We start from the raw sequence: 13,399 nt of genomic DNA, 5'->3' as shown, positions 1-13,399 counted from the left end.
GCAGGTCACGCGAATTTGCGGCGCGCCGCAGTGACGGATGCCGCCTCGGACAGATCCTCGTGGACGTGGTTGTCGGAGATCCCGGTGCCAAGCGCGGTCGTGATCGGCACGATTCCGGCCCAGATCGGCAGGTCGTGATCCGCATCTTCGTCCACGGGCGGTCCGCTGCGCCGCTTGGCGCTCGCATGTTCGATGTCCATTGCCAGCACGCCGGTGGCCTTGCGCTCCCGCGCGCTCATCTCCCGCACCTCACCGCTGCGACCGGGGAGCAGATGATTGAGGATGGCATCGAGTGCCGGGCCGACTTCATCCTCGCTCGCGGCGCGTGCGGTGCCGTGGACGACCGCGCTGCGGTAATTCACCGAATGATGAAAGCCGGAGCGCGCGGCCACGATGCCGGTCAGCCGTGTGACCTCCATGCAGAGCGGCTTGCCCTGCAGCCCGACGATCCGGGTCTTCGATGCGCCGTGCAGATAGATGACCCGTCCGATCCGCGCGAAGGCCATGGGGATGACCATCGGCCGGTCATGGGCGATGAAGCCGACATGGCCGACAAGCGCCTCGTCCAGGATCGCATGAATGACGTCCTCATCATAGCTGGCCCGCTTGGGCTGGCGGGCTTTGGCATAGGCGGGGCGCATGGTGTTTCTCCTTTATCTTGACTCACCGGGGTTATTGCGCGCCAACTGGACTTATTGAATATCCAGTTTTAGAACAAACTATCATGCCAGTTTCGATTGCTTCCCTGACCTCGCCCGATCCCGAGCTGGCCGATCCGATGCCGGTGCAGATCTATCGCGACCTGCTTTCGGCGCTGCGCGACGGGCGGCTGGCGGATGGTGCGACGTTGCCATCAAGCCGCGCGGCGGCGCGGGCGCTCGGGCTGTCGCGGACGACCCTGATTACGGCCTATGATCTTCTGCGGGCGGAAGGCGTGCTGCTGACCCGGCAGGGTGCGGCGCCGAAAGTGGTTGCCCCGCCGTCGCCGCCGCCGGACGCGCAGCCAAAGGGTGCGGCCCCGCGGCCTTCGGCACGTGGGGGCGCAATGGCGCGGGATCATCGTCAGGATGTCTACGCCGCCGATCGGGGGGTGATGGCGCCGGGCACGCCGGACGAGACGCTGTTTCCGCGCGACGAGTGGGCCTTGGCGCTGAGACGCGCGGCTCAGCGGCGACATGGCGAGGCGTCGGCATACGGGATGCTTCACGGCGTGCCGGAACTGCGGCAGGCCATCGCTGAACGTCTGACCAGTGATCGCGGCGTCCGCGCCGACCCGCAGCGCATCCTCATCACGCCCGGCACGCAGGCGTCGCTTGCGCTGCTGGCGCAGGTGATGACCGACGCGGGAGAGACCGTGGCGATGGAGTGTCCGGGATATGCCGGTGCGCGCGCGGCCTTCACCGGGGCGGGCCTGTCCATCGCGCCTGTCCCCGTCGATGCGGAGGGGATTGCGGTGACTGCCATCCCGGATGATGCCCGGCTGATCTATGTCACGCCTTCCAACCAGTATCCGCTGGGCTATCGCATGTCGCTTTCGCGCAGGATGGCGCTTCTGGATCATGCGCGTCGCCATGCGGCCCTGATCCTGGAGGATGATTACGACAGCGAGTTCCTGTGGCGCGGCCGCGAGATTGCAGCACTTGCGGCGCATGGGCCGGAGCAGGTGGCCTATCTGGGATCGGCCGCGAAGGTGCTGATCCCGGCGCTGCGGATCGGCTGGATGATGCTGCCCGACGCGCTTGTCGCGCCGATGCGGGCGGCGCAGCGCAATCTGGGTCTGCTAGTCAACCTGCACGGGCAATATGCCCTGGCGGAGATGATGCGCTCCGGCCGCTACCGGACCCATCTGCGGCGGATCACCCGCGCCTACGAGACGCGCGGGCTGGCGCTGGCTGATGCGTTGGCGGACCTGCCCGGAATTGCGCTTCGTCCCCCGGATGGCGGCGTCCAGCTCGCCCTGCGCTTTTGTGGCGATCAGGACGAGGGCGCCGTGCTGGCCGCCTGTGGTCGCGCGGGGTTCAGGCCTTCGCGTCTCTCGGCCAGTTCACTTGGTGCTATTCGCGGTCTGATCGTGGGGTTCGCGGACGCCACACCTCAGCGGATCCGGGGGTTCCGCGACGTGCTTGCGGGCGCGTTGCGTGCGCATGGGAAAGCGCCCTGAAATTGCGGGCTCAGCGCAGCCGGGCATCAGTTTTGTTAAGCCGCGCTAGATGCAGATGAACAGTCGCCTTGCCGGTTGCAGCGGGCTGCGACGGCGTCCGGCTGCGTTGAAGGCGAGTTGGACACCCATGTGTTTTTTCCTGAGCCAGCAGGCCGGAAATCCGTCGAAGATGCCCCTGCGTCACCTTCCGAGTAAGAACAAATCTCCGACTGCGGGCGCGCTTCAAAAATACAACGAATACAAGCCATAAGTATGCGCACAAAACTATATGAAAATTAAAGTTGTAATTAATAATTTTGCATCTTATCAAAAACTTACTGGGATCACTCCGGTCTGAATCCGGGCGAAATCAGTAACATAACTTAACGATATGGGGGACGCGCATGCGTGGCGCCGGTCATTGGCCGGGCTGTGCCGTGATGCCGCATGTCTGACGCGCGAGGTGACACATGGCGATCTTGAATCTTGATATTCTGGATGGTGAAACAAAAACGATTGACTCAACCAATTGGACCGATGGGGACACGCTCAACATCACCGCACTCAGTTCGGGGACGTTGGTGATTGACGGGGTCGATGTCGAGATAGACAACGCTGCGTCGATTGCCGCGCTGTCGAATCCGACCTTCATCGCGCAGAACGGCGGCTCGCTGACCTTGGATAAGGGCGCTCTCGGCCTCAGCGTTCTGAGCAGCATGAACTTCATCGTCAAGGATGACAGTGACATCACTTTGAGGGAGGGCACGATCGGCGGGGGCATCGCCGACAATCTTGGCGGCAACATCTCTGTCAGCTACGAGGGCGAAAATCATACAGGGACGTTCACCTACAAGCCCTCCAGTGTCGCCCTGCTGGGGACAAAGACCTTCACACTGAACGGGATGCAGGAGACCGACGCCTTCACCGTCGAAGGGCGAACCAATCTGAAACTCGACGGCAGTGACGCAGATGATGCGTATGACGGGACACATCTCAGCCTGGTGTCGAAAGGCAGTGCGCTGCTGGGGCTGGTTGGGGTGTCCGACACCATTAAGCTCAAGATCCCGATGACGGCGGATGAGTTCGCGCTGTTCAAGGCGGATCCCGACGCCTACCTGACCTCGGACACCTTTACCTTCCCCGGCATCCTGAAATGCTTCACACGCGGCACGCTGATCCGCACGGTGCGCGGCGACGTGCCGGTGGAGGAGCTGGCGGTCGGTGATCTGGTGATGACGCGCGAAAACGGGCCGCAACCGATCCGCTGGATCGCCTCGCGCAAGCTCGACGCGTTCGCGCTTTCGGTCTGTCCGAAGCTGCGGCCGATCCGCATCCGGGCGGGGGCATTGGGTCAGCACAGCCCGACGCACGATCTGCGCGTCTCGCCGCAGCATCGGATCCTGATCCGCTCCAGCATCGCGCGGCGCATGTTCGGAACGGAGGAGATCCTTGTCGCCGCGAAGCAATTGCTGGACATAGACGGGATTGATGTGGCGTCGGACCTTGCCGGGATCGAGTATTTCCACCTGATGTTCGACGCCCATGAGATCGTGATCTCGAACGGCGCGGAGACGGAATCGCTGTTCACCGGGCCGGAGGCGCTCAGATCAATCGGGCGCGCGGCATTCCGTGAACTCGTCATCCTGTTCCCGCAACTCCGCCAATCCGATCGGGCCGCGGTCTCCGCCCGGCCGTTTGCGCAGGGACGAAAAGGGCGGAAGCTGTCTGCGCGCCATGCGAAGAATCAGCAGCCGCTGGTGACACTGGACATGTAAACAAATCCTTCAACTGCGCGAAGTCACACCCCTTCCGCGCCCGTCGCGGGAGGGGTTTCGGGTAGGCGTTGAGGGGTCTGGCGATCCAACCACGCGCGGCGCCGGTCCTTCGCTAACGCGCGGAAGGTTCGGCATCTTTCCGGTCGTGATCTGACCGAAGCTTCATCCAACCGTCACGTTGCCGTCGTCTAAGCGCAACAGTTTGGCGGGATCAGTGCGCCACCGAGACACCGGATGGCACATGCGAATCGAAGCGCAAAACATCACCCGAATTTTCGGCTCCACCCGAGCCGTGGACGCTGCCAGCTTTACCATCGACCGGCCGATGATGATCGGCATAATCGGCAGTTCCGGGGCCGGCAAATCCACGCTGCTGCGCATGCTCAACCGGCTGACGGATGCCAGCGACGGGCAATTGCTTGTTGATGGGCGCGACGTGCTGGCGCTGCGCGGCGGCGAAAAGCGGTCATGGCAGTCCGATTGCGCGATGATCTTTCAGCAGTTCAACCTTGTCGGGCGGCTCGACGTGGTCTCGAACGTGCTTCATGGGCTGCTGAACAAGCGCGGCACGCTGTCCACGCTGTTCAACATCTGGTCGCGCGCGGATATCGACCGCGCCATTGCCATTCTGGACCGGCTGGGCATCGCCGAACAGGCGACGAAGCGGGCAGAGGCGCTGTCAGGTGGTCAGCAGCAGCGCGTCGCCATCGCCCGCGCGCTGATGCAGGATCCCAAGATCATCCTGGCCGACGAACCCATTGCCAGCCTCGATCCGATGAACGCGCAGGTCGTGATGGACACACTGCGCGCGATCCATGACGAGGACGGGCGCACCGTGATCTGCAACCTGCACACGCTGGACACGGCCCGGCGCTATTGCGACCGGGTGATCGGCATGCGCAAGGGCCGGATCGTCTTTGACGGCACGCCCGAACAACTCACCACCGGCGTCGCGCGCGACATCTACGGCGCGGGCGTGGATTTTTCTGAAACGGCGACCTCGACGGCCATCGGCGGAGATACCGGCGGCGACCGCGAATATGCCGAGCAGATGCTCACCGACTGACATTCCTTCATCACTGGAGACGACCATGAAACTGACGCTTATTGCTTCTCTGCTGGGTGCCGTGATGGCCATCCCCGCCGCCGCGCAGGAGATCACCGAGTTCAATATCGGCGTTCTGGGCGGCGAGAACGCCCAGGACCGCATGACCAGCAATGAGTGCATGCGTGCCTATGCCGAGGAAGAACTGGGTGTGCCGGTCAAGCTGTTCACCCCGGCCGATTATGACGGCGTGATCCAGGGCCTCCTGGGCGGCACGCTGGACATGGCGTGGCTGGGCGCGTCGGGCTATGCCAAGGCCTATCTGACCGACCCCGAGGCGGTGGAGCCGGTGCTGGTCAAGACCAATCTCGACGGCAGCTCGACCTATTTCTCGATCGGCTTCGCCCGCGCCGACAGCGGCATCACCTCGATGGAGGACATGGAAGGCAAGGTGCTGGGTTTCGGTGATCCGAACTCCACCTCCGGCTACCTGATCCCGGCCGTCGAAATGCCGAAGGCCGGTTTCTCGGTCGAGCCGGGCCAGTATTTCAGCGACGTGAAATTCACCGGCGGTCATGAACAGACCATCGTCGCGGTGAATAACGGCGACATCGACGGCGGCGTGACCTGGGCCGACGGTCAGGGCGACTGGGAAGACGGCTATAATTCCGGCGCGCTGCGCAAGGCGGTGGACTCCGGCATCGTCGACATGAACGACCTGGTCGAGATCTGGCGCTCCAAGCCGATCCCGGAAGGGCCGGTCGTGCTGCGCAAGGCGCTGCCGCAGGACGTGAAAGACAAGATGACCGCCCTGGTCGCGGGACTGCTCGAAAAGGACCAGGAATGCGCCTACGGCGTCGCGGCCGGTGAAACCGCGGGCTTCGCGCCGGTTGGCCATGACGCCTACGAGACCATCATCGAGGTCCGCAAGGCGCAGGAAGCCGCCGGAAGCTGATCCAGACCGACTGGCGCGGTGCTGGCTTGGGCCATGCACCGCGCCTTTTCATTTTCGCGGTGCCCTTGATGACCGATATTGCCCAGATCTCTGCCGACTACCGGGGTATTGCCGGGCGAAAGCGGCTGTATTCCTTTCTGCTCTGGGGCATCTTCGCGGCCCTGATGATCTCCGGTTTGCGGCTGGCGAATGACCGCAACGCGGGCGGATTCTGGGACGGGCTGCCGCAGATCTTCGCCTTTCCGTCCGAACTGATCGGCGAAGCAATCGAAAAGGCCGGGGCGCTGCCCGGCCATATGCTCAGCTACCTGCCCGCGCTGATCGAGACGCTGAACATTGCCGCGGTGGCGACGCTGATCGGGGTGATCGGCGGCGGGTTCATGGCGCTGCTGGCGACGCCGGGCCTGGCGCCCTGGCCGCGTCTGGTGCCGCTGTTTCGGCGGATGCTCGACATTGCCCGCGCGATCCCGGAGCTGGTGATTGCGCTCGTTTTCATCTTCGTGCTGGGCGGCGGACCGGTGCCGGCAACGCTTGCGATTGCGTTTCACGCCATCGGCGCCTTGGGAAAGCTGTTCTCGGAAGTCGCGGAGAACGCCAGCCCGAAACCGGTCGAGGGGCTTGAATCCGTCGGTGCGAACTGGATCCAGCGGATGTGGTTCGGCGTGCTGCAGCAGGTCGGTCCGAACTGGATCAGCTATGCCATGCTGCGCTTCGAGATCAATATCCGCGCCAGTGCCATCCTGGGCTTCGTCGGCGCAGGTGGCATCGGCTATGCGCTGCGCAACGCGATTAGCTGGGGGCAGGGCCGCTACGACGCGGCCGCCGCCATCTTCATCCTGCTGTTCCTGACCATCGTCACCTTTGACCAGCTGTCCAGCATGGCGCGGGAACGGCTGGTGCGGGGCAATGCCGGAGGCCGGATCTGATGGCGATGGCAGAGATCAACCAGGCGGTCCATGCCGGGTTCAGCCGCAAACGGGCCTTCTCGCTGGCGGTGCCGGCGGCGGTTCTGGCCTATCTCATCTACGTGGCGATCGCGTTCGACCTGGCCGGGCTGGCCGCCCGCGCAAGATGGGATAACGGCGCGCTGCTGCTTCAGGATTTCTGGTCCTACAAGACCCATGTCACCCGCTAAAACCGGCGCGGCGACGGCGAGATCGTGACCGCGATCGAGGGAATGCGAAATGCCACCTATCCCGCCGGCGAAGAGCCCGGCTGGGTGCGGAGCCTGCCCGATGGCGGGGCCGAGATCGCGCTGCCAGGAGAGGCGTCCGTGACCATCGCCGCGGATGGGCGTGTCACGCTCTCCGCCAAAGGCGAGCTGATCGAGGTCATGCCCGAGGCTGATGGCATCCGCACAGACATCACCGATCCGCCGGGCTGGATCAGCCTGTCCGACAAGCGCTTCATGGCCAATCTGCCGGAGGGCGGGCGGCTGACCGTCACCCGGTCGCGCACCGAGGTCTTCCGCCGTTCGGCAGGGTGGGAGCTGTTCTTCTTCGACCTGGACAGCCCGTTCCACGGCAAGACGGCCGGTCAGCTTCTGGCGCTTGCGGTCAGCGGCGAGCGGCTGGACCCGGCGCGCAGCAACCTGGCCGCGATGGGGCGCGATTTCTGGTTTAACAGCGTCTGGCACCACGGCGATGTGGCCTGGGCGATTTTCGAGACGCTGCTGATGGCGTTTCTGGGCACGTTCGGCGCCGGGCTGATCTCCCTGCCGATCGCCTTCATGGCCGCTTCGAACTTCACGCCCGCCCGCATTGTGCGCCAGGTTTTCCGTCGCGGCTTCGATTTCCTGCGCGGCGTGGATGCGCTGATCTGGACCATCGTGCTGTCGCGCGCCTACGGGCCCGGCCCGCTGACCGGAACGCTCGCCATTCTGCTGACCGAGACAGGGACATTCGGCAAGCTGTTCTCGGAGGCGCTGGAAAATATCGACGAGAAACCGGTGGAGGGGCTGCGCTCGACCGGCGCGGGCGCGGCGCCGCGCATTCGCTGGGGGGTGATCCCGCAGGTTGCGCCGGTGATCCTGTCGCAACTCCTCTATTACTTCGAGTCCAACACCCGAAGCGCCACGATCATTGGTGCGATCACCGGCGGCGGGATCGGCCTGTTGCTGGTGCAGGCGATTCAGACCCAGAAGGACTGGGAGCATGTGACCTATTACATCGTGCTGATCGTGCTGCTGATCATTGCGATGGACTGGCTGTCCGGCCGCATCAGGGCGCGGCTGATCCGCGGCGCGGCGGCCTGACCGCCGCCGCGGCCGGTCCATGGCCGCGGGTGGTTCAGTCCCCGTGATCCAGGGCAAGGGTGACGCGCTCGCTCGCCCACCACACAATGCCACGCTCGATTGGCCGTCCGTCGCTGACATCGATCGACTCGCTGCGGATCAGTGGACCGCCCGGCTCGATCTGCAGACGGACAGCCTGCGATTCATCCGCGACCGCCGCCTTGATGAGGGTGCGCGCGCGGATGAAATCGGCGATCCCGCACGCGGCGAGGGCGCGGGTGATCGAGCCTTGCCCGGCCAGGGCGCCTGGCAGGTCAGGCAGCAACCGCGCATTGAAGACCGAGCGGAACAGCGCCACCGGACGATGGTCCACCGTGGCCACCCCGTCCACCGCATGCACCGGATCCCCCGGCGCGATGTTGAGCGCCTTGGCCTCCGCCGCATCGCAGGCGCGGGTGGCAACGCTGTCGATGCTGCGACCCGGAACCCGACCGGCGAGTTCGATATTGCGATGAAACCGCACCCGCTCGCCCAGCCGATACTCGACCGGCTGGGCCGCAACGAAAACGCCCGCGCCGCGACGGGAATAGAGCAGCCCCTCATCCGCAAGGGCGCGGGTGGCGTGGCGCAGCGTATGCCGGTTGACGCCGAACCGCGCCGCAAGCGCGGCCTCGGGCGGAAGGCGATGCCCCGGCCGCCAGAGACCGCGGGCGATTTCGGCGCGCAGCGTGTCTGCGATGTTCTGCCATAGACTCATTTGTCACCAAATATTCACGGTTCCGCCGATTGCCAAACCAGCCCTGCGGCGCTAGAAGATGTCTAGTTGTATAGGACAGGCTAAGTCCCATGTCATCTGAAAACGCACAGGAATTTCGCCGGGCGGCGCTGGGTCTTCTGGCCCGCGCGCCCGCGGCGCGGTTGGCCGAATTGCTGGACGCGCTTCCGGCGCATGAGCTGCTGCGCGCGCCGGAAATCGGGACGGTGATGCTGCGCGGGCGTGCCGGCGGCACCGGTGCCGCATTCAACCTGGGCGAGATGACGGTGACCCGCGCATCGATCCGACTGGACAGCGGCGCGGTCGGACATGGCTATGTCCAGGGCCGGGACCGGACCCATGCGCTGCGCGCGGCGCTGATCGATGCCATGGGGCAGGACGACCCTGCCGGCGTCGAACAGCGCATCCTCGCCCCGCTTCGCGCCGAAGAGGCCGCCCGCCGCGCCGAGACGGCCCGCGACGCGGCAAAGACGCGGGTCGAGTTCTTCACACTGGTCCGGGGAGAGGATGAATGAACGATCTGTCCGGCGGTTTCACCGATCCCCCCGCGCAATCGGCCAATGCGTTTCGCGCTATCCTTGATGCCATGGCCCGGCCGGGCCGGATCGTGACGCTGGACGGGTTGGGGCGCGGCCCCGCGCCGATCTCGGCGGCGGCCGCCACCGTTCTGCTCACGCTGGCCGACCGCACCACGAAGCTGCATCTGGCATCCTCGCATGACCATGTTCCGCTGCGCGACTGGATTGCCTTTCATCTCGGCGCGCCGCTGGTTGCGGCCGAGGAGGCCAGTTTCGCCCTGGGAAGTTGGGCCGCGCTCGCCCCGCTCGACCGCTTTGCCATCGGCACGCCGGAATATCCTGACCGCGCGGCTACGTTGCTGGTGGACGGCCATGATTTCGATGCCGAGCCGGTGAAACTGTGCGGGCCCGGCATCCGCGACACGGCCGAGCTGGCCCTGCCCGAGCGCGAGGCATTCCACCGGAACCACGCGCGGTTCCCGCTTGGCTGGGACGCCATCTTCTGCGGTGGCGACCGTCTGGCGGCGCTTCCCCGATCAACGGAGATTGCCTGATGTATGTCGCCGTGAAGGGGGGCGAACGCGCCATCGACGCCGCGCATGACTGGCTGGACCGCGCCCGGCGCGGGCCGGCAGCGCAGGCGGTGCTGGACACGGATCAGATCCGCGACCAGCTTGCCATCGGCGTGGCACGCGTCATGGCCGAGGGCTCGCTCTATGACCCCGATCTCGCCGCGCTGGCGATCAAGCAGGCGCGCGGCGATCTGATCGAGGCGATCTTCCTGATCCGCGCCTACCGCACGACCCTGCCGCGCTTTGGTGCCGCGTTGCCCGTCGAGACCGAGGCGATGCGGGTCAAGCGTCGTGTCAGCGCCACCTTCAAGGACGCGCCGGGCGGACAGATCCTCGGGCCGACTTTCGACTACACCCACAGGCTGTTGGACTTCCGCCTGATGGCGGATGGCGAGCTGGACCGTGATGACACGGATGGCACACCGCCCGACCCCGGCGCGATGCCCTGCGTGGACGCCCCGGCGAAGCCCGCGCTGCCGCATATCCTCGACTTTCTGAACCGGGACGATCTGATCGAGGCCGCGGCGCCGGATGAGGCCGTGCCGGGCGACCTGACGCGCGAGCCGATGGAACTGCCCGCCGAGCGCCCGCTGCGCCTGCAGGCGCTCGCCCGAGGTGACGAAGGATTCCTGCTGGGTCTCGCCTATTCCACGCAGCGCGGCTATGCCCGCAACCACGCCTTTGTGGGCGAATTGCGCATCGGCACGGTCGCGGTCGAGATGGACATTCCCGAGCTGGGCTTCGCCATCGAGATCGGCGAGGTCGAGCTGACCGAATGCGAGACGGTGAACCAGTTCAAGGGCAGCCGGACCGAGCCCGCGCAATTCACTCGCGGCTACGGGCTGACCTTCGGTCAGACCGAGCGCAAGGCGATCTCCATGGCGCTTGTCGATCGGGCCCTTCGCTGGGCGGAGCTGGGCGAGGACGATCAGGGCGCGCCGGCGCAGGACCAGGAATTCGTCCTGTCCCATTGCGACAACATCCAGGCCACGGGATTTCTGGAGCATATCAAGCTGCCCCATTATGTCGATTTTCAGGCCGAGTTGGAGCTGGTCCGCCGCCTGCGCGCCAGCGTGGAAGACCCCGCGCAGGAGGGTGCGGAATGAAGGCGGTGGTGTTCGATATCGGCAATGTGCTGGTTAGATGGGATCCGGTGGCGGCCTTTGAGGATGATCTGGGCGGTCGGCAGCAGGCCGAGGCATTCCTGCGCCGAATCGACTTCGATGCACGCAATCTGCGCGCCGATGCCGGCAGCTCCTTCGCCGATCTCGCGCAGGAACTCGATGACGCGGGCGACCACGCCCTGCTCGCGGCCTATCCCGCGCGGTTCGGCCGGACGATAGCCGAGACCATCGACGGAAGCTGGGCGCTGCTCGACCGGCTTGCGGGCGCCGGGCTGGAGATCCACGCCATCACCAACTGGTCGGCGGAAACCTGGCCCGAAGGCGCAGCCGTCCACCCACGGCTTGGCACGGCCTTCGGCACGGTGATCGTCTCGGGTGAGCTGGGCATGGTCAAACCCGACCCGGCGATCTTCGAGTTCTTCTGCCAGCATACGGGGCTGGCGCCGCAGGACTGCCTGTTCATCGACGACAAGGAAGAGAATTGCGCCGCCGCCATGCGCGTCGGAATGCAGGCCGAGATCTTTACCGCACCGGACGCGCTGGAAGCGGCGTTGCAACGCAGGGGGCTTCTGTGACCGATCAGGCCTATAATTTCGCCTATCTGGACGAGGACACCAAGCGGATGATCCGCCGCGCCATCCTCAAGGCGATCGCGGTGCCGGGCTACCAGGTGCCGTTCGCCAGCCGCGAGATGCCCATGCCCTACGGGTGGGGGACGGGCGGTGTCCAGGTGACAGCCGCGACGCTGCTGCCCACGGATCGGCTCAAGGTGATCGACCAGGGCGCGGATGACACCACCAACGCGGTCAGCATCCGCAAGTTTTTCCAGCGCACGGCCGGCGTCGCCACTACCGAGCGCACGGCCGAGGCGACGCTGATCCAGACCCGTCACCGCATCCCCGAAACCCCTCTGACCGAGGAGCAGATCCTCGTCTACCAGGTGCCGATCCCCGAGCCGATGCGCTTTCTGGAACCGCGTGAGACGGAGACGCGCCGCATCCATGCGCTTGCCGATTACGGGCTGATGCAGGTGCGGCTGTACGAGGATATCGCGCGGCACGGCGAGATCGCCACCAGCTATGCCTATCCGGTGGAGGTCGCTTGTCGCTACGTGATGGATCCGTCGCCCATCCCGAAATTCGACAATCCGAAGATGAATGACTGTCCCGCGATCCAGCTTTTCGGCGCCGGTCGGGAACAACGCATCTATGCCGTGCCGCCCTACACGCGCGTGGTCAGCCTCGATTTCGACGACCATCCGTTCCGCGCCAGCAAGGCCAGCCATGACTGCGCCATCTGCGGCGCCTCGGACAGCTATCTCGACGAGGTCATTACCGATGATGCGGGCGGGCGGATGTTCGTGTGCTCGGACACGGATTACTGCGCCGCGCGCGCGGAGCGAGGTGAATGATGGCGATGCTTGCCGAGGCCGGACCGGGTATTTCCGGTGAAGAAGAAGGGCCGATTTCTTCTTCATCCAAATACCCTGGCCCCGACGCGCCATTGCTGCGCGTGCGCCAGATCACAAAGCGCTACGGCGCGCGGATCGGCTGCGCGGATGTGTCCTTCGATCTCTGGCCCGGCGAGGTGATGGGCATCGTCGGCGAAAGCGGATCGGGCAAATCTACCTTGCTGGGCTGCCTGTCGGGCCAGTTGCGCCCCGATCAGGGCGAGGTCGTGTTCCGCACCCGCACCGGCCCGGTCGACACGGTCCGCATGTCCGAGCCCGATCGCCGCCTTCTGGCGCGCACCGACTGGGCCTTCGTGCATCAGAACCCGCGTGACGGGCTGCGCATGGGGGTCAGCGCCGGCGGCAATGTGGGCGAGCGGCTGATGGCCACCGGCGCGCGGCATTACGGGCGGATCCGGGGCAGCGCGGGCGAGTGGCTGGAGCGGGTCGAGATCGACCGCGGCCGGATCGATGACCGCCCGTCGCAATTCTCCGGCGGGATGCAGCAGCGGCTGCAGATCGCGCGGAACCTGGTGAGCGGCCCGAAGCTGGCCTTCATGGACGAGCCGACGGGCGGGCTCGATGTCAGCGTGCAGGCCCGTCTGCTGGACCTGCTGCGCGGGCTGGTCCGCGACATGGGGCTGTCGGCGGTTCTGGTGACGCATGATCTGGCCGTGGTCCGGCTGCTGGCCGACCGGCTGATGGTGATGAAAGATGGCCACGTCATCGAGACCGGGCTGACCGACCAGGTTCTCGACGATCCCCAGCATGGCTATACGCAGCTTCTGGTCTCCTCGGTGTTGCAGGTGTGA

At 65.6% G+C, this 13,399-nt stretch carries 13 protein-coding genes and 1 pseudogene; 12 read left to right on the top strand and 2 right to left on the bottom strand.

Going from position 1 to position 13,399, the window contains the following annotated elements; all coding sequences use genetic code 11:
* Window positions 1–5 precede the first annotated feature (5 nt).
* On the bottom strand, window positions 6–641 hold the full coding sequence (locus tag BLT73_RS02225; protein ID WP_090520444.1) for a pyridoxamine 5'-phosphate oxidase family protein: 636 nt from the start codon (window positions 639–641) through the stop codon (window positions 6–8).
* Window positions 642–724: 83 nt separating this feature from the next.
* Between BLT73_RS02225 and pdxR the strand changes: the two genes are divergently transcribed.
* The 6 genes and pseudogenes from pdxR to phnE (BLT73_RS02195) all read left to right on the top strand — a co-directional run bounded on the left by pdxR (window position 725) and on the right by phnE (BLT73_RS02195) (window position 8,169).
* A complete protein-coding gene (gene pdxR, locus BLT73_RS02220; protein ID WP_090520442.1) occupies window positions 725–2,161 on the top strand; it encodes a MocR-like pyridoxine biosynthesis transcription factor PdxR in 1,437 nt (478 codons plus the stop codon).
* 449 nt (window positions 2,162–2,610) lie between these two features.
* Entirely contained in the window at window positions 2,611–3,915 is a 1,305-nt protein-coding gene (locus tag BLT73_RS17535) for a Hint domain-containing protein (protein WP_245726932.1), read from the top strand.
* Window positions 3,916–4,156: 241 nt separating this feature from the next.
* Window positions 4,157–4,981 (top strand): phosphonate ABC transporter ATP-binding protein, encoded by an 825-nt coding sequence (gene phnC, locus BLT73_RS02210; protein ID WP_090520440.1) that lies wholly within the window; start codon window positions 4,157–4,159, stop codon window positions 4,979–4,981.
* A 25-nt stretch (window positions 4,982–5,006) separates the two neighbouring features.
* Window positions 5,007–5,915 carry a phosphonate ABC transporter substrate-binding protein gene (gene phnD, locus BLT73_RS02205; RefSeq protein ID WP_090520438.1) on the top strand — a complete coding sequence of 303 codons (909 nt, stop codon included), beginning with the start codon at window positions 5,007–5,009 and terminating at the stop codon, window positions 5,913–5,915.
* A gap of 68 nt (window positions 5,916–5,983) precedes the next feature.
* Window positions 5,984–6,841, top strand: a complete 858-nt coding sequence (gene phnE / locus BLT73_RS02200; RefSeq protein ID WP_090520436.1) for a phosphonate ABC transporter, permease protein PhnE — start codon at window positions 5,984–5,986, stop codon at window positions 6,839–6,841.
* A pseudogene (phnE, locus tag BLT73_RS02195) lies at window positions 6,841–8,169 on the top strand (phosphonate ABC transporter, permease protein PhnE). The gene phnE (BLT73_RS02200) and the pseudogene phnE (BLT73_RS02195) overlap by 1 nt, the downstream one beginning before the upstream one ends.
* A gap of 34 nt (window positions 8,170–8,203) precedes the next feature.
* On the opposite strand, the gene phnF reads toward phnE (BLT73_RS02195), so the two are convergent.
* Window positions 8,204–8,905, bottom strand: coding sequence for a phosphonate metabolism transcriptional regulator PhnF (gene phnF, locus BLT73_RS02190; protein ID WP_090520434.1), 702 nt, complete (start codon window positions 8,903–8,905; stop codon window positions 8,204–8,206).
* 89 nt (window positions 8,906–8,994) lie between these two features.
* Here phnF and phnG point away from each other — a divergent pair, with 89 nt between their 5' ends.
* From phnG to phnK, 6 genes are read left to right on the top strand one after another with little or no spacing between them, the layout of a single operon-like run.
* On the top strand, window positions 8,995–9,438 hold the full coding sequence (gene phnG / locus BLT73_RS02185; protein WP_090520432.1) for a phosphonate C-P lyase system protein PhnG: 444 nt from the start codon (window positions 8,995–8,997) through the stop codon (window positions 9,436–9,438).
* Window positions 9,435–9,995 (top strand): phosphonate C-P lyase system protein PhnH, encoded by a 561-nt coding sequence (gene phnH, locus BLT73_RS02180; protein ID WP_090520431.1) that lies wholly within the window; start codon window positions 9,435–9,437, stop codon window positions 9,993–9,995. The genes phnG and phnH overlap by 4 nt, the downstream gene beginning before the upstream one ends.
* On the top strand, window positions 9,995–11,119 hold the full coding sequence (locus BLT73_RS02175; RefSeq protein ID WP_090520430.1) for a carbon-phosphorus lyase complex subunit: 1,125 nt from the start codon (window positions 9,995–9,997) through the stop codon (window positions 11,117–11,119). Before phnH ends, BLT73_RS02175 begins: the two co-directional genes overlap by 1 nt.
* Window positions 11,116–11,712 carry an HAD family hydrolase gene (locus tag BLT73_RS02170; protein WP_090520429.1) on the top strand — a complete coding sequence of 199 codons (597 nt, stop codon included), beginning with the start codon at window positions 11,116–11,118 and terminating at the stop codon, window positions 11,710–11,712. Before BLT73_RS02175 ends, BLT73_RS02170 begins: the two co-directional genes overlap by 4 nt.
* Complete coding sequence (locus tag BLT73_RS02165; RefSeq protein WP_090520427.1) at window positions 11,709–12,548, top strand: alpha-D-ribose 1-methylphosphonate 5-phosphate C-P-lyase PhnJ; 840 nt, start codon at window positions 11,709–11,711, stop codon at window positions 12,546–12,548. The genes BLT73_RS02170 and BLT73_RS02165 overlap by 4 nt, the downstream gene beginning before the upstream one ends.
* The gene (phnK, locus tag BLT73_RS02160; protein WP_245726931.1) at window positions 12,545–13,399 is read left to right on the top strand and encodes a phosphonate C-P lyase system protein PhnK; all 855 of its coding nucleotides are present in this window, start codon (window positions 12,545–12,547) and stop codon (window positions 13,397–13,399) included. Before BLT73_RS02165 ends, phnK begins: the two co-directional genes overlap by 4 nt.

The organism is Paracoccus isoporae (genome assembly GCF_900101865.1).
GTDB classification, from domain to species: domain Bacteria; phylum Pseudomonadota; class Alphaproteobacteria; order Rhodobacterales; family Rhodobacteraceae; genus Paracoccus; species Paracoccus isoporae.
Note: the sequence above shows the minus strand (reverse complement) of the source record. Positions and strands in the feature narration are given on the sequence as shown.